The sequence below is a fragment of the Polyangium sorediatum genome (genome assembly GCF_029946465.1).
GTDB classification, from domain to species: Bacteria; Myxococcota_A; Polyangia; order Polyangiales; family Polyangiaceae; genus Polyangium; species Polyangium fumosum.
Genome location: NZ_JARZHI010000044.1, coordinates 1 through 16157, shown reverse-complemented (window position 1 = coordinate 16157; position 16157 = coordinate 1). Strand labels below are relative to the sequence as shown.

Annotated in this window: 14 protein-coding genes; 4 read left to right on the top strand and 10 right to left on the bottom strand. The window is 67.5% G+C overall.

The genetic code is table 11. The features are described from left to right. Nucleotides 1–86: 86 nt before the first annotated feature. Both QHF89_RS34060 and QHF89_RS34055 read left to right on the top strand, forming a co-directional pair. On the top strand, nt 87–641 hold the full coding sequence (locus tag QHF89_RS34060) for a hypothetical protein (protein WP_136971843.1): 555 nt from the start codon (nt 87–89) through the stop codon (nt 639–641). Between the two features lie 7 nt (nt 642–648). After that, nucleotides 649–1404 carry a ferritin-like domain-containing protein gene (locus tag QHF89_RS34055; RefSeq protein ID WP_136971844.1) on the top strand — a complete coding sequence of 252 codons (756 nt, stop codon included), beginning with the start codon at nt 649–651 and terminating at the stop codon, nt 1402–1404. A gap of 40 nt (nt 1405–1444) precedes the next feature. On the opposite strand, the gene QHF89_RS34050 is transcribed toward QHF89_RS34055, so the two are convergent. Next, entirely contained in the window at nt 1445–2806 is a 1362-nt protein-coding gene (locus tag QHF89_RS34050; RefSeq protein WP_232379930.1) for a hypothetical protein, read from the bottom strand. Nucleotides 2807–3035: 229 nt separating this feature from the next. Here QHF89_RS34050 and QHF89_RS34045 point away from each other — a divergent pair, with 229 nt between their 5' ends. Then, complete coding sequence (locus tag QHF89_RS34045; RefSeq protein WP_284721267.1) at nt 3036–4268, top strand: hypothetical protein; 1233 nt, start codon at nt 3036–3038, stop codon at nt 4266–4268. 42 nt (nt 4269–4310) lie between these two features. On the opposite strand, the gene QHF89_RS34040 is transcribed toward QHF89_RS34045, so the two are convergent. From QHF89_RS34040 to QHF89_RS34020, 5 genes are all read right to left on the bottom strand, one after another. Continuing rightward, nucleotides 4311–5075: a hypothetical protein gene (locus QHF89_RS34040; protein WP_136971846.1), complete on the bottom strand. Its 765-nt coding sequence runs from the start codon at nt 5073–5075 to the stop codon at nt 4311–4313. 97 nt (nt 5076–5172) lie between these two features. After that, nucleotides 5173–7941, bottom strand: coding sequence for a hypothetical protein (locus tag QHF89_RS34035; protein WP_136971847.1), 2769 nt, complete (start codon nt 7939–7941; stop codon nt 5173–5175). A gap of 131 nt (nt 7942–8072) precedes the next feature. Then, nucleotides 8073–10145 (bottom strand): FG-GAP repeat domain-containing protein, encoded by a 2073-nt coding sequence (locus QHF89_RS34030; protein WP_136971848.1) that lies wholly within the window; start codon nt 10143–10145, stop codon nt 8073–8075. A gap of 94 nt (nt 10146–10239) precedes the next feature. Continuing rightward, on the bottom strand, nt 10240–10365 hold the full coding sequence (locus QHF89_RS34025) for a hypothetical protein (RefSeq protein ID WP_284721266.1): 126 nt from the start codon (nt 10363–10365) through the stop codon (nt 10240–10242). A 147-nt stretch (nt 10366–10512) separates the two neighbouring features. Then, entirely contained in the window at nt 10513–11136 is a 624-nt protein-coding gene (locus QHF89_RS34020; protein WP_136971849.1) for a hypothetical protein, read from the bottom strand. A 421-nt stretch (nt 11137–11557) separates the two neighbouring features. Here QHF89_RS34020 and QHF89_RS34015 point away from each other — a divergent pair, with 421 nt between their 5' ends. Next, a complete protein-coding gene (locus QHF89_RS34015; RefSeq protein WP_136971850.1) occupies nt 11558–12415 on the top strand; it encodes an alpha/beta fold hydrolase in 858 nt (285 codons plus the stop codon). On the opposite strand, the gene QHF89_RS34010 is transcribed toward QHF89_RS34015, so the two are convergent. The 4 genes from QHF89_RS34010 to QHF89_RS33995 all read right to left on the bottom strand — a co-directional run. After that, nucleotides 12390–13070, bottom strand: a complete 681-nt coding sequence (locus QHF89_RS34010; protein WP_136971851.1) for a TetR/AcrR family transcriptional regulator — start codon at nt 13068–13070, stop codon at nt 12390–12392. The two genes, QHF89_RS34015 and QHF89_RS34010, sit on opposite strands and share 26 nt — an antisense overlap. Nucleotides 13071–13213: 143 nt before the next feature. Further along, entirely contained in the window at nt 13214–13720 is a 507-nt protein-coding gene (locus QHF89_RS34005; RefSeq protein WP_136971852.1) for a hypothetical protein, read from the bottom strand. 195 nt (nt 13721–13915) lie between these two features. Then, nucleotides 13916–15028: a threonine aldolase family protein gene (locus QHF89_RS34000; protein WP_284721265.1), complete on the bottom strand. Its 1113-nt coding sequence runs from the start codon at nt 15026–15028 to the stop codon at nt 13916–13918. A gap of 130 nt (nt 15029–15158) precedes the next feature. After that, on the bottom strand, nt 15159–16157 hold a 999-nt coding region (locus QHF89_RS33995), incomplete at its 5' end, for a Bcr/CflA family efflux MFS transporter (protein ID WP_136971854.1).

Sequence of the window (16157 nt, the reverse complement as noted above, 5' to 3'; positions counted from 1 at the left end):
AACGCACGGTTGTTGCATGGCTCGTCCCGTCGAGCCTATTCTCGCGCCCGTTGCGCCATCTTGAGCCATCCTTGGAGAGAACGACCATGCCTCTTCCCCGCAAGCAGAAGCCTCGACGAAAGCCCTTCGTCATTACCTTTGCCCAGGTGGCGACCGTCGCGTTGTTGCCCGGTTGTATCGAGACGACCGTCACGTCGAACCCGCCTCCCACCGAGGCGCCTTCCTGTCCTCCCGAGCAGCCGTTGCAGGGAGAGGCGTGTAGCGGCGACCTCACGTGCGACTACGAGTTCAATGTCGGCTGCGGTCCTCAACCCGCAAAGGCCACGTGCAAAGACGACGTCTGGGTCGTCGATGCGGGGATTCCGTGCAATCCCCCGATCCCGCCCGACAATCCCCCGGACACGTGCCAGGCCCTCGCAACCGAGGCGGAGTGCAGCGCGGCCGAGGACTGCCGCTGGCTCGTCCCGGGCTGCGAGCCTCCCCTTCTTCCGCAGGCTGGCTGTTTTGCCAAGGTGGACTGCGTCGGCGTCACGTGTGGCGACGACAAGACGTGCCAGGAAGCGGTCATCGATCCCTGCTACAACCTGGCGTGCGACGCTTGCGGCATGACCGTTTCGGTATGCCTATCGCCGAGCCCCTGAACCTGCCATGCCCTCGCCCTCGCCCTCGCCCTCCCCGAAGCGCGCTCCACGCGCCGCCGCGAGCAACGCGGTCCGCGCCGAATGGCTCCGCCGCGTGCACGCCGAATACCGCTCGGCTGCGATCACGCAGCACCTGACGCTCTGGCTGATCCAGCTCGGCGTCTCGCCCGACCTCATCCACGACGGTCTACGTATCGTCAAGGACGAGCTCGCCCACGCCCGCATGAGCCACGCGACATACCGAGCGGCCAGCGGAAAGGAGGCGCCTGTCCTCGCCCAGGAGACGCTCGGGCTGCGCCGCAGTTCGTCGGAGCCCCTTCACCTGGCCGCGGCGCGCGCAGGGATCGAGGTGTTTTGCCTGGGCGAAACGGTGGCGGTGCCGCTGTTCAAGGTGCTGCGCGAAGGGTGCACCGTACCCCAAGCGCGGCGCACGCTCGACCGCGTATTGCGCGACGAGGTCCGGCACCGGGACTTCGGCTGGAGCATGCTCGACCATTTCCTCGAATTGCCGTTTGCCGACGATGTGCGACGCCTCGTCGATGCCGAGCTGCCGACGATGTTCGGGCGCCTGCAGCGGAACTACGCGCCACCCAGCGCAAAGGGAAATGACGCGATTGACGCGGAGGATCGTGCCTGGGGGCTCATGCCTCCGGCGCGGTACGGCAAGATCGTGGAGCGAACGCTGGAGCGCGATTATGCGCCTCGTTTTGCTGCGCGTGGATTCGACGCCGTCCGCGCGTTCGAGGCTGGTCGGGGAGGCTGAGAGGCCGTCGGTCGGATCGCAGGACCCGTCCGGTTTCCGATCAGGAATCGTAGCCGTAATTGCCGTCGAGGACGAGGACCACGCCGCTATCCGGGTAGAAGAGCACGACGCGTGTGATGTTGTCGGTGCAGTTGTGGCACGAGACCTGCTCGCTGTAGTGCCACGCCTCGATGTTGCCACCGCCCGCGAACGCGTCGATCGCGGCGAGCAGGGCGCTGCCGCCGTTCGATCCGAAGAACGTGGTCGAAGAGAGGCCGGCGCGATCGGTAAATGTGCCGTATTCGACGGCCGGCTGGTTCTGATCCGTCGAGGCGATTTCGTCGATCACGCTCGCGATCGTGATCGGCGATTCCGGGCACTCCGGCGTGTCATAGGCGGCGACAGGCTGGAGGTTGCGCCAGTTGTAGCCGGTCGATCCCTGGTTCCACGCCGCGCGTGCCGGTTCGAGCGAGGCAGCGTCGAGCGGGGAGAGCGAGAGGGGCTCCTGGTTCACGTCACACGCATTCGCATAGACGCAGCGCTGCACCTGGCGGTAGGTGCCACACGCTGCGAAGTCGGTCGTGCCCGCGGGTTGGCTGTGGTAGCAGCTATAAACGGCCGGCTCACACGGGGGCGTCTGCCATACCTCGTAGGGGTCGCCGGAGGTGAGGGCGAGGCCCGTCACGCGCGCGACGAGGCGCGCCGTCTTGTTCGCGACGGTGCCGTTGGGGCGCGTCGCGCTGAAGGAGAGGTGCTGCGTGTGCGGATCGATGGCGTCGTGCAGATTCGCGTATGACCAGTCGAGGCGGTAGCTGTTCGCGTCGACGGGGAAGACCGACGGCGCGCCGTCGGGCGCCGTGACGGTGAGCGGGTTTCCGAGTACGTCGACGCCGCCGCGATAGACGACGTTATCGATGCCGTTGACGGCGTAGAAAGGCTGCACGACCTCGTCGATCCAGAGGTCGCTCGCCCCGAGGAAATCGTAAAAACGCGCCCCGATCTCGACGCGGGCGGTGTACTGGTTGGGCGTGCCCGTGAAGGTGTTGATGGAGACGAAGAGGGGCAGGCCCGAGAGCAAGCTATTCAGCTCGTGACCCTCGTGGATCACGACTTCGAGCCGGCGCTCGCTGATGATGTTCGCTTGCCCGAAGGCGTCATCGGGCACGAAGCTGAACACGTTCTTCAGGTAGCGGTTCGCGGTGCCGCGAAAAATGAGGGCGCGGACGCCGTCGCGCTCTTCGAAAGTGCCGAGTGTCTCGAAGGAGAAGTCGAGGTCTCCCTCCGAGGCATAGATCCGGGTCGCCGCAGCGGCGGAGGCGGCCGACCCCGTCTCCTCCGGCAGCGTAGAATCCTGCGCAGCACACGCGGGCACGGCGAGGGCAGCCAGGAGACCGATTGCAAGGAAGCGCGATTTGTTCATCATGTCATCTCCAGGGTGAGGGGACCTTTTATTGCTCATGAGCATCGGCATGGCAAGGGCGCCGCGTGGGGTATGAGGAGGTGGCCAGGAGGGCGCATCCCATTCTTCCGCAGCGAATTCGTTAAGGATGGCCGGACGTGTCCGACGGGCGGGCCGATACATCGATCGCAACCCGCCGCAGCGCAGCAAGGTAGCGTTCGTGGGCGGGAACTGATTGTATCTCGGCATGTACGTGTTGCGGTTCAGCACGATCGCCGTGGCGATCGTGCTCGTGGGTTGTGGCGGGAGTTCAGCGCCGGTCGCCGAGGAGCCGGCGCCGGTCGTCGTGGCGGCGCGGCCTGCGCCTGCGCCTGTGCCGGAGCCGGTGCCCCCCGCGCCCGTCCCGCCTCCGCCGCCGGCCGAGAAGCCCGTGGTGCCGGTGCTGGAGCGCGCCGAGCCCCAAGGTGCGCCGCTTTCCGCGCCGCTCGCGGGCAGCGTGCTGGTATGGGTCGATGCGCCGTTTTACCTGGCGGCGATGGAGGACGCGCCGCGGCTCCAGCTCGCGAAGCTCGATGCGCGCAAGGATCACGTCGCGGAGGCGGTGCCGATGCGGGTGGTCGCGGCGAAGGGGGCATTCGTCGAGGTCGAGCCGCTGTTCCTCGACGGTGCGCAAAACGATGTCACCAACTGCGCGTGGTTCCACCTGCGGAGCCAGTTCGATGTCGAGCGGCTCCGGCTGTTCGTGAAGCGCGAGGATCTCGCGCCGGTCGTCACGACGAAATTCACGGCGTCCTACCCCGACGGAAGCAAGATCGAGGTGTTGCCCGGAGCGCCGATCGTGCCGCTCGCGGACGGGCGCTCGCTCGTCGGGTTCACGTTCGCGTGGCTGCCGGTCGTGTTGCCCGCGGCGGCGATCGGGCACGCGTACGTCACGCCGCCGAAGGAGACGCGGGAGACGTTCGAGCCGAAGTTCGCGCTGCACGCGAAGGACGTAGGCTTCGCCGAGACGCGCGTGCCGCTGCGGATCTGGCTGATGGCGCCGCTGGCCGCGACGGTCGAGCCGAAGGGCGCGCAGGTCGGGTTTCCGTTGTCGGGCCCGTGTGGCTCGGCGACGGTGCTCGCGGCGAAGGCCGAGGTCAGAGCGTACGAAGCGCCCGGTCCCGGGCCAAGCGGGGGCGTGGGTTTTGGATTCGGTGGGGTGCTCGGCGTGGAGCGCTGGTATCTCGCGGCGGGCACCGCGCTCGCCGCCGAGACGGGGCACGTCGTCACGAAGGTGCGGCGCGAGATCAACGTCCCGAAGCCCGCGGCCGGGGCGAAGGAGGTGTGCATCGAGCGGAGCGCGTTCCTCTCATCGCCCTACCTGGGCGCGCCGAAGGTCGATCGCGTCGAGGGCGGGAAATTGAGGCTGTGCGCGCCGACGCGCGTGGTGAAGCACGAGCCGGCGAAGCGCTTCCTCGGCGGGGGCGCCCGGCTCGAGGCGCGTTGACGGCGCCGCGGGTAGGTGGCGAAGCCGCGCCCTTCGCTCGCTTCACCAGCTCGCCCTGAGCGAGCCGTCGTCGCCGACGACCAGCGTCGTCGTCTCTGCCGGGTCGAGCCGCGCATAAATCGCGTACTGGCGCTCTTCATAACTCCCGTCCGAGAGCGGCGTGGTCTCGCTGATGTCGCTGCGGGCGATGAAGCGAGTGGCATTCACGGCCGCGTGGGGGAGCTTCGGGAGGATCCGATTGTCCGCAATCTTGCCGTTCGCGATGCATTGATAGTCGTGGGAGATGGTCGCCGTCGTCTTGCCGGACGCCGTCTTGAACATGCCGTTGAAGGTCACCCAGCATTGCCCGTTGTACCAGGCAGGCGTGACATACGCCGTTCCGTACACGACCGGATTCTTGGCATTGGTCCCGGTTCCATATTTGAGCTGTGCCAAGCCGTTCACTGCCATGGGGACGCTGAAATCGTACGCGTCGCCCAGCACGTTGCTCTGCTCGTACACGGGGATCGTGGCGCCCTGCCAGGCTCCACAACCGCTCGTTCCGCACGATCGCTGACGCATGCCCAGCACGAAGTTGCCGAACGTGGCAGGCTTCGAGCTGTACTTGGTGCGAATCTGCGTCGCCGTGAGCGCGCCGGTCGTGATGTTGCTCTCGAACAGCTCCTCGGTCCCGGTGGTGATCGCCGACGCGCTGCTCGACACCGTCTCGTCGAGCGCGTCTTCCATCTCGTCCTCCGCGCCCGTCGAGGCCACGCAAGCAAGGGGAGCCAGGGCAAGGAGCATACACAGACCAGCAAAACGAGACATGGTGCCTCCGTTATCGATTCCCGCGCTGCAAGAAAGCGCGTTGGGTTGACGGGGAGCACTATGCACCTCGGTCGGGTGCGCTTCCGGTTACGGGCGGTTACATCGCGCGCGCGCCGAGGCGGCCGAGGCGCACGGGCGCGCCGAGGCGGTAGCCGTCTTCGTCGCGGAGGAGCAGCGCCGGCTCTTTCGGGTTTTCTTCCAGCACCTGCCGCATCCGGTGGACAGCGACCTGGAGCCGCTTGTCATCGCGGTGCGGATGGTAGCTCGCGAGGCCCCACGCGCCGAGGACCAGGTTCTGCTTCGTCGCGCGCCCGCCGCCGCGCACGAGGACCTCCAGGATGCGCACGTGCAGGTCCGCCGACGACAGGTCCACCTGCTTGCCAGAGGGCAGCCGCAGGGTGCGTTGTTCGAGGTCGAGCACCACCACCAGATCCTCACTCCTCGTCACCACGTGGGCCGAGCGCTCCACGATTCTTCGGTCCAAGGCGTCGAGCGTGACCTCGCGTCCGAGCAGCCCTCGCGCCCGCCGGCGTACGACGGGCGAGGCCGGGTCTTCGGCCATTTCCAGGAGGACGGCCGGGTCCCTCCGGTCCGAGACGAGCCACGTCGCGAGGCGCGCCTCCGCGGCGAGGCGTGTCGAGCCGAGTCGCTCCGCGGCCTGCGCGAGCGTGCGCGCAATGAGCTCGGCGAGCGTGCGCGCGCTCGTACCCCGCGCCGCGCGGAGGAGGCGTACGTCGAGCAGGAGGGCGAGCAGGTTCGCCTCTTCGATCGCGAAGCCCTCGCGCTGGGCGATATCCAGCGCGCCTTCGAGGATGCCGTCGGCCTGATCGAGCTCCTCCCGGGCGAGCGCAGCCTCCGCCTCCGCGCGTCGCGCGACGAGCCCGACGTCGGTCGGCAGGTCCGGCGGCGCCGTGAAGGAGGCCGTCGCTGCGCCGCGACGTGCCGCGACGATCCCCTGCCACGCCTCGTGCAGCACCCGCGCCGTTCCTTCCGGGACCGCCATGCCGGCCGGCAGATCCGCGAGCGTGGCAGGCGGCGCATGCGTGACGTCGACGGCCGCCTTGGCGCAAAGGGCCCATACGACAAGCTCCGGCAGCTTGAAGAGCGGGGCGTCGAAGGCGAGCTCGCGCGCGAGCTCCTCCAGGCCTTGCCCGGGGCCCGCGAAGAGGCGCAACCGGAGCGTGTTGTACCGGTGGACGAAGCGCAGGTAGACGGATTCGTCGATGAAGGGCTCGACGCGATCGAGGAGACGCTGCCCCAGGCCGAAGCGTCCGCGCTCGACCGCCAGCGCGAGGTGCGCGAAGAGTTCGGTTGGGCGACAATCAGCAGGCGGCTCGCCGGGGCCGAGCACGCGCTCGAGCTCCCGGAAGCGCGAAGACGCGAGGAGCGCCGAGGCGAGCGTGGCGCGCAACCGGCGGCGCTCCTCGACCCGGAGGCCCTGGAGCTGGTCCGGCATCGACGCGAGCATGTCCGTCGCGCGGGCGAAGTCGCCGCGCAACATGAGCGCGGTCGCGAGCCGCAGGTCGCGATCGATCCGCTGGGAGGGGTTGTGGACCTCGATTCGTTCGAGCAAGGCGACCGACGCGTCGACCTCCGCCGTGTGGCGAAGGATGTCGGCGAGGAGCAACGCCGCGTCCGTCTGGACGTCGAGAGGCCCATACTCCGCGAGCGCGCGGGCCGTGTCGCGTGCCTGCGCGACGGCGGCACCATGCACGAGCAACCTGCACCAGAGCAGGCGCACGTGGGGATCGGCGGGCTCGGGCAGGGCCGTGGCCCATGCGAGCGACGCGCCTCCGTGGATCCAGTCGGCGCAGCCGAGCCGATGCCCGAGCAGGGCCGGGCTTTCGAGGCGGCCGAGCAGCTCGAAGAGCCCCTCGGCATACCCAGCCGCGCAGAGCGTGAACAGGCGCTCGTCGAGCAGCGATGCGCCGAGCGCCGCGTCGCCCTCCTCGATGGTGAGCCGCACGGCCTCGAACGCCGCGGCAGGGCCTTCGGTGTGGAGGACCAGCGAAAGCGCGAAACGCCGCGCCTCGGCGTCGAGGGGCTCGGTGTCCACCAGCGAGCGCAGGCGATCGTCGAGACGAACCCCGCCCGCCGTGAGCCGGATCAGCCCGCGTTCGTCGAGCTCGCGCGCGACGTGCGCGGGCAACGCGACCGCGAAGCGGAGGACCCGCAAGGCTTGCACGGCGCGTTTCGCCTCGTCGCCGAGGTCGACGAGCAGCGACCCGCCCGGATCGGCGCCCTGCGAGAGGACCAGGCGGCGGGCGCGGAAGGGGGAGCCCATGGCCTCGCGCGCGAGCGCCGCCGCCTCGGGGGCGGAGCGCAAGGGCGCGCAGCGACGCACGAGCCGGACGAGGTCGTCCTCGGGGAGCGGCTCGATGCGGAGCGCCTTGTCCGCGAGCTCCTCGTGGCGGGGGCGCGTGCGTGTCATCACGACGAAACGGCTCGCGCGCGCGTGACGGCTGATCGAGAAGAGCAACCGTTCCGTGAGGTCGTGATCGACGGCGTGGAGGTCGTCGACGAGGACGACGGCGCGGGCGCGCTCGGCGAGCTCGATGTTCAGCAGGATGAGATCGGCGCGTGAGCGCCCCTGCGCCAGCCATTCGACCGTCTCTCCGGCGAGCCCGGCGAGGCACCGCCCGAGGCCGATGAGGAAGGTCGTGTCCTCGGGCGTGTCGAGCGCCGAGTGATAGGCGGCGCGTGGGAATCGAAGGTCCGCAGCGACGCGCAGCGCGAGCCCCGTCTTGCCGAGGCCGACCGGGCCCCAAAGGATGGAGAGGGGGCTTTGCGTGAGCCGCTCGCAGAGCCACGCGCGCTCGTCCGTTCGGCCTTCGAAGACCTCCGGGGGATTCGGCAGGTGGTACATGCGCCGAGGGTGCGATGGGCGGTCGGCAGCCGCAATCTCGTCCCTCGGCAGAAGCGGGCCGCGGCGCCGCGCCCTTCATTGGGGCGCCATGGGGCTCCGTAGAGGTGGATGGTATCGGTTCCTCCTTGCCGTTACGGTGGACAGCCCTTGTTGAGCATGACGGTCACGGCGTTGCCCCCGTCGATGGCGAGGGCGATGTCGAGCTTGCCGTCACCATTCAGGTCCCCGAGTGCCCCCGCCTGAGGCGTGAGCACGGCGATATAGACGAGCGCGGGGGCAAACGTGCCTTCGCCGGTATTGAAGAGCAGTTGGACTGTGCCGGTGGCCGAGGAAATGATCAGGTCGAGCTTCCCATCCTCGTTCATGTCTCCCGCCGCGATGGACCTGGCTAGCTCGATCGGGAAGTAGCTCGTCGCGTGGAAGGCCCCGTCGCCCTGGTTGAGCAGCACGCTGAGGGTGCCGTCGCCGCGATTGGTGACGGCGAGATCGAGCTTGCCGTCGCCGTTCAGATCCGCGATCGTCAAGGCGGCGGGCGCCTTGCCCACGGCGTGAGCGATGGGGGCGGCGAACGTCCCATCGCCTTCGTTGAAGAACACGCTCACTTTGTGGTCCGTGGCGCAGGCGACGGCGAGATCGAGCTTGCCGTCGCCGTTCAGATCGCCCGCCGCGACGGCATTGGGGGGCGACTGCGTGACGAGATGGATCGCGCCGTCGAACGTGCCGTTTCCCTTGTTGAAGAGAACGCTCACGCTGGGGCTCGACGTGTTGGCGGCGACGAGATCGAGCTTGTCGTCCCCATTCAGATCGCCGATCACGATCGAGTTGGGCTTCGACTCCACCTCGTAGCCGACCGGGGCCGCGAAGGCTCCATCGTCCGTGGCGAGCAGGACGCTCACCGTGGCGGTGGACTGGTTCGTGACGGCGAGATCGAGTTTGCCGTCCCCGTTCAGATCCCCCATGGCCACCGAGCTGGGCGTGGACCCTGCGGGGGAGACGACCGGCGCGGTGAAGGTGCCGTCGCCGGCGTTGTGCAGGACGGTCACATTGTTCTCACCGGAATGGGAGACCACGAGGTCGAGCTTGCCGTCCCCGTTCAGATCGCCCATGGCTGCCGTGGCAGGCGTCTCGGAGGGCCACAGCACCGGCGCAGTCGAGATCGGGTAGCGCGTCGGCGCGGCGAAGGCGCCGCCGCCGGTGTTCCAGACGAGGCCCACGGCGCCGTGGTCGAGGACGAGATCGGGCTCTCCGTCGCCATTCATGTCCGCGACATCGATGCGCCAGCTCCCGGAAGCGTAATGGACCGCGGGCGCGAAGGAGCCATCACCGGCGCCGAAGAGCACATCCACGCCGTTGTTGTTCACCACCGAGACGATATCGCGCGCTCCGTCGCCGTTCACGTCGGCGATGGCCAGGCTGGAGCCGGTCGTGACCGGATGGTCGACGCGCGCGGCGAATGTGCCGTCTCCGGCACCGAGCAGCACGCTCACGAACTCTTTGGGATAGCCGGCGACGACGAGGTCCAACGCTCCATCGCCGTTCAGATCCGATATCGCCACATCGGTGACGACATGGGGATACCCGAGGTCGACCAACGGCGCGAACGTCCCATCGCCCGTGTTGAAGAGCACGCCGACGCTGTGTTCGCTGACGGTGATGTCGAGCGCGCCGTCCCCGTTCAGATCCCCGAGCCTGATCGACCCGACGTTGGCAAAGATATCGAACTCGTACGCCGCGCCGGCGAAGAAGGACCCGTCACCGGCGTTGAGCAGCGTGGTCACGCCGGCGATCGTGACGGAAAAGGGGCCGCCGCCGGTCTTGGTAGACACGGTGATGTCGAGCATTCCGTCGCCGTTCAGGTCGCCCAGCGCCACGTGCTCGTACGCCGCGACCCCTGCGATCGGGACATCGACCGCGGCGCCGAAGGTGCCGTCGCCGGCGTCGAGCATCACCCTCACTCCCCCAACGACATTGAAGACGAGGTCGAGCTTCGTGTCGCCGTTCAGATCGCCGAGCGCCCAATCGTAAAACACCGCCCCCACGTCGTGGCTCACCGGTGCGGCGAAGGTACCGCCGCCGGTGTTGATGTGTACGCGCACGCTGGTGCCCTCGTGGGAGACGATATCGGGCTTGCCATCGCCGTTCAGATCCGCCACCCGCGCGTCGCCGACGCCGGTCATCATGGGCGGCGCGGGCAGCTCGGGCACACAGAATGGTTCACCGGCGCCGCTCCCCCCGCTGCCGGAGCTTGCGCTGCTGGAGCTTGCGCTGCTGGAGCTTGCGCTGCTGGAGCTTGCGCTGCTAGAGCTTGCACTGCTGGAGCTGGAATTCGAGCTGGAGGTCGTTGTGGCGTCGCTCCCGCCCATGCCGCCGCTGGAGCTCGAGGCTCCCCCGCCTGCGCCGCCGGTGGACACCGTCGGGGTGCATCCCGCGGATGTCGCGAGCATCGACACTGTTAGGCAGAGCCAGCGCATGATCCCTCCGTCGACATCCCCGCAAGGGTACGAGCTGCGCTCTCCCGTTGGCAAGTGCTGCAATCGCTTGGTCCTCGGGGGGCCCGCGATACTGAAATCGTCAGTCCCCCGATCCGCTGGCGCACACGCGGGCTGGACACATCACCGCGACGTGGGAGCCCGAGGCGAGCGCGGTGGGAGACGCCTTGCCTGTCCCCACGAAACGCAGCACGCGCGGCATTTCCGCGGGGCACACCGCCAGCAGCTCCGGATTCCCGATCGGCGGCTCGTGCGCTGGGTCGATGTAGCAGAAGCCATGGACGGGGTGGTCGTCGACGATGGGGGGATCCGATGTGTCGGTCCGACACCCCTCCGCCGCGGCGCCGCTGAGCTGAGGAATCTCGCAGAAGCAGTTCCAATCGAGCTCGCGCGCGAGGTCCGTCTCGCGCAGCATCCCGAGAGCCGCATCGTGTTCGGGCGCCACGGGGATGCGCGCCGCGGCCGCATCGCAGGCGCAGGTATCGGACACGTGTTCGGCGATGATCACGGCGCACGCCGATTCTCCCGAAGAAAGCAGCGGCGGCGCCGATGACAGGCATCGACCCCCGATGGTAGCGTTCGAGGGGGGCACCGCCATGAGTTCCATCGAGAACTCCGGATCACAACGATCGACGTGGACGTCGGCAGAACAGCCGAGGGGAGAAAGCAGCGGGGCGACGAAGAGCAAGGCAATCAATGTGCGCATGCAAAAAGCTCATGCACGAAACGTTCCTTTGCAGGTGCTCTGCGTCTCGCGGATGTTGATGCAACCGGGTTGAGGATTCGAGCGTGGACCGCCAACCTGGGTGGCGGCGCGCGCGATGGAGCGTCGGCCGGGAACAGCGCCTTCTGCCCTACACGAGCGGTCGGATGTTGGCCTATCATCCTAAAATTTGACCGATGGGTCAAATTATTAATCATCTGGACAACACGCGCGCGCTGCCTCATGCTTGGCCTCGTCGTACGGTTCGGAGGACGTCGTGTCCCGGCGGCGCGCGGAACACGTGCGCGTCGTCGTCGATGCAGCATTCGCATTCTTTGCTTCCACGGCTCGACTTCGTTTCGGGTGATGGCGACGTGTGCGCGGCTCGTCCAGCGCCGGGCCATCCCCGTCCAGGAGGATCCTTATGTCGAAAGTCTTACTGCTTGCGCTCACGGTCGCTGCGTCTTCGTTGCTCGGTTGTACCGCCGAAGACGCGGACGAACCAGAGGCCCCGGCTCTGCCGAGCGAGCCTGTCGACCACTGGTTCTCGGCGAGCGACGGAATCAAGCTGCATTACGTCGAATACGCAGGGACCGGCTCCCCCGTCGTCCTCGTGCACGGCTTCCTGGGATCGGCGGAGGGGAACTGGATCGCGCCCGGGATCTCCAGCGCAATCGCGTCACGTCATCGGGTCGTGCTGCTCGATCAGCGGGGGCATGGCGAGAGTGACAAACCGAAAGACGTGGCGGCGTACGGCGAACGCATGCTGACCGACGTGATCGAGCTGCTCGATCACCTCGACATCCCTCGGGCTCACATCGGCGGCTATTCGATGGGGGGTGCGATCACGCTTGGATTGATGGACCGCGCGCCGGAGCGATTCCTCACGGCGAGCCTCGGCGCCATGGGCCTCGAAGAGACAGAGGAGGTCATCCGAGCGGAGGCCGAGGCGATGGACCCGCAAGGGACCGATCCCGATGAGGAAAAGCTCCTCGAATTGGCCATGGGCGGCGAGCCGCCGGATCCGCTCGTCGTGGAAGCCATCGCGAAGGGGCACGGCACGTGGTGGCCGCCGCCGGTCGATCTGCGCGCGTTCGAATTTCCGGTGTTCTCGATCATCGGAGAATTCGACAAGCCCTACTCCACCACGTCGCGTTTGCGGCGGGAGCTACCGGACCTCGAGGCCGTCATCGTGCCGGGTCGGACGCATCTGACGACGATCATCGACCCGATGCTCCGGGATCGCCTCTCGTCGTTCATCGACGCCCACGACGCGCCTTAGACGGCGGAGCGTCGCGCGTCGGTCGACGCCCCCCGACGTCTCGCATCGCCGCGTCGAAGAGCGCCACGAGCTCGCGCGCGGCTTCGCGGAGGTCGACCTTGTCCCCATAAGCGACCCGCTGAAGCAAGACGCAGTCGATCGCGCCGCGGATCGCGAGGGCCATGACGCGCGGCGCGAACGCGCGGAACTCGCCCTCTTTCTGGCCCTGGCGCATGATGCCCTCCAGGAATTCGAGGCCCGGCTCGTGCGCACGCGCGTCGAACGCAGGACGGCCCTCCGGCGTGCGGAGGCCGTTCCAGATCTCGAGCAGCGCCGTGGCATGCGCGGCGTGCGTCTCCACGAACGAGATGCTGCCCTCGATGTAAACGCGCAGCTTGTCCGACGCGCTTGCCTCCTTCATCACCGCAGGCAGGACGAGCTTCGTCACGAGCGTCATCGTCTCGGCATGCACCTGGGCGATCAGGTCTTCTTTTCCCTCGAAATAATACGAGATGACGCCCTTGCTGATCCCCGCCCGCTCGGCGATCGTCGCGAGCGACGCGTGCGCGTACCCGTGGCTGGCGAGCACGGCGATCGTACACTCGATGATCTGCGCACGTCGCGCCTCCTCGATGAAGGTGCGCCGCTCGCCATGGGGCTTGCCTGCCGATGCCATCGGCAGATTGCTCGCACGTCACCGGCGGGATCGTCAAACGGAAGCGGCGCCGGCGCGCTTTTGTACGCGTTCGGAGGGGCGGGGCCCGAGGGCAAAGAGACCACGCGGTAGGCTTTGGGAGGTTTTCCTGCCGCCGGCCCAGCTCACGGCATGGGGGACATCGCCGTCGCTACCTCGCCGCAGCTCCAATCGCTTTCGAGCGGAGCGCAGTTTTCCAGGACGGGAAGTTCGGAGCAGTTGTCGGGCTGGCAGGTAGCGGGCGGCGTCGCCACATCGCACAGCTCGTGCGCGCCGAGCTCCCAGGGAATCGTCTCGCAGGGGGCGTCGAGGCAACTGCGCGTTCGGTTTTGGACGAGCGCCTTGCCGTCGCCCAAGAACAAAGTGAGCTTGTCGCCCATCCAATTGCCGGGGCCCGGCCGGTCGTGCACTTCGAGCGCTCCGCTCCCGCCTTCGAGCCAGAGTTCACCCGCGCACCCCAGCGTTTCCGGTCCGCCACTACTACAGTCGGCAATGGAGAGGTGGATGCAGTAGGCAGGGCAGGTGAGCTGCACGCCGCAGGCGAAAAGATCGACGTGCGCAGGGACGCCGTTCGGCGGGGCGTCCTCGTTGATTTCACCGTCGCAAGCGACCAAGCCAAGGGGCAGGAGCAAGGAGAGTGCGCCAAGGACAAGGGAGCGGAGAGGAAAAGCGTAACGTGTCATCGTGCGCCGGCCCCAGGCATGAGCTGTGCCAATCAGAAGTTACGACGTTTGAGCCGATTTTGATGAAGTGTGAGCCGAGATGGAGACAGATGTGGCGCATGTAGACACATGTTGTGCCCAGTTGTGCACCGACGTCTCCTCCGTTCAAACCGAGCCAGTGGAGGACGGTCGCGAGGGGTGGTGCACCGAGAGGCGCGTGCTCACGAGCGCGAGAATCTCCCGGACCCGCGCGTCGGACAGGGTCGACAACGCTTCGCCGACATACCATTCGATCGCGCTCTGATCCGGCAAGGCGGCATGTTTCGCGCCGCCGAACAGCCAGATGCCGTGCTCCGCCGCGAGCTCGTTGCGTATTTCGGTCAGGCGCCCGCGGCCGACCGGGAAATACACATGCAGCATGTTGACGTGCGGCCGCGCCGGATTGACTTGCAGGTGCGGAAAATCGCGCAGCACGTCATACAGTCGTTCGGTGCGTTCGAGGTAGGCAGGCATCTTCGCCAGCCGTTCGTCGAAGCGCATCGCCGCCGACACGACATAGGGCGAGCGGCGATAGACGTTTCCGCCCATGCGTTTCATCCACATGTCGGCCTTCGCGATGAAATCCGCGCGGCCGAGCAGCATCGCGCCCGCATGCGCGCCGATGCCCTTGTAAAACGAGACGTAGACCGAATCGAAGCCTTGCGCGATCTCCTTCAGCGAGCGCTTGTAGCCGGCAGATGCTTCCCACAATCTCGCGCCGTCCATGTGCAGGTGAATGCTCCGTTGCCGGCAATGCGCCTTGAGCGCTTCGAGCTCCGCCCAGCCCGGCAACTGTCCGCCGATCTCCCGCATCGGTAATTCATAGAGCGCCGCGCCGATCCGGTCGGGCCAGGCCTCGAGGTCGGAGGTGGTCCAGGTGCGGAAAGGATCCCCGACGTGCAGCGACTTGAAATGGTCGAGCAATTGATGGTTGCCGCGCTCGTGCAGCAGCACGTGCGCGGTCGGATGGAGGGCGACCACCTTGCTGCCGGCGGCTTCACAGGCGAGCCGCAAGGCGACGGATTGCACCATTGTGCCGGTGATGCAGAAGACGGCCTTTTCGAAGCCGAGCAGCTCGGCGATTCTCCTCTCGAAGTCCTGCACGAGCGCGCCCTCGCCGTAGGCGTCATGGGCGATGTCGTTCGCTTCGCACCAGCGCGCCATGGCGGCGAAGTCCTCGGCGGCCGTGGTCGGCTTTTCTCCCGAGAAAAACGTGTGGCAACGCTGGCGCAGTTCCATGGGGTTCATGCGGAGCCTCCGGTCGTCGCAGGTCGATGCAAGAGTGTACCTGCCACACGGTCGTTCGCGAAAGAGGCGGGGCGCCGAAGCCGGAGAGGCGGCGTGTTTGCCGCCCCTCCAGCCTCCTCGTTCACGCCGGCGGGAGCCTCGGGGCCTTTTCCAACCGCCAGACAAAGCCGAGCACGACGACGGCCATGAGGGCGCAATAAGCCGAGAGCGGCCATGCCGTATCCCCAGGCAGCAGGACGACCAGCGTCGTTCCGACGATCCCCACGATGAGGCTCTCGATGCAGTAGTAGAGCGCGGTCGCCGTGCCGGCGACGTGGCCGAAGCGCTGGAGCGCGCCCTGGGCCGTCACCGAGGTGGCGAACACGATGCCGATCGCGATGATCCACATGGGCGGGACGAACGTCCAGAAGGACGGAGCGAACGTCACCTGCCCGACGGCCAGAAATGCAGCACCGAGGAGCAGCATCCCCATTCCGCGGACGAGACTTCCGGCCCTTCCCCACCGCGCCACGAATCGCTTCGCGAACCGAGCCGTCGCGATCATGACGAGCGCGACCGTGGCAAAGAGGAGACTGAAGGCGAGCTGCGAAAAGCCGACCCGATCGATCAGGATGCGTGACGCCGTCGAGAAGAAGACGAAGAACGCGCCCATCGCCGCGCTGAAGCCGAGCGTGTAGGCCCAGAACGAGGCGTCCGCGAAGATCTGGCCGAAGGCCGCGTGTGGCTTCGACGCGTTCACGGGTCGGGTCTCGTGCCACCTCGGCGCCGCATGCAGCGCAGCCGCCGTGGCGGCGACGCCGAGCGCGAGGAAAATCGCGCGCCACCCGAAATGGTCCGCGAGCAGCGCGCCGAGCACGGGCCCGAGCGCGGGGACGAACGCCAGCATCGAGCCGAACAGGCTGTAGATCACAGCCCCCTCGGGACGCTCCGCATAGACGTCGCGCACTGTCGCGAAGGTCGCGACGAGCGCCGCGGCCGCGCCGAGCGCTTGAAGTGCGAATTTCGCGCGATCGTGACCACCCGTTTCGCGGCATCGTGACCACCTGTTTCGCGGCATCGTGACCACCTGTTTCGCCATCGTGACCACCTGTTTCGCCATCGTGACCACCTGTTTCGCCAT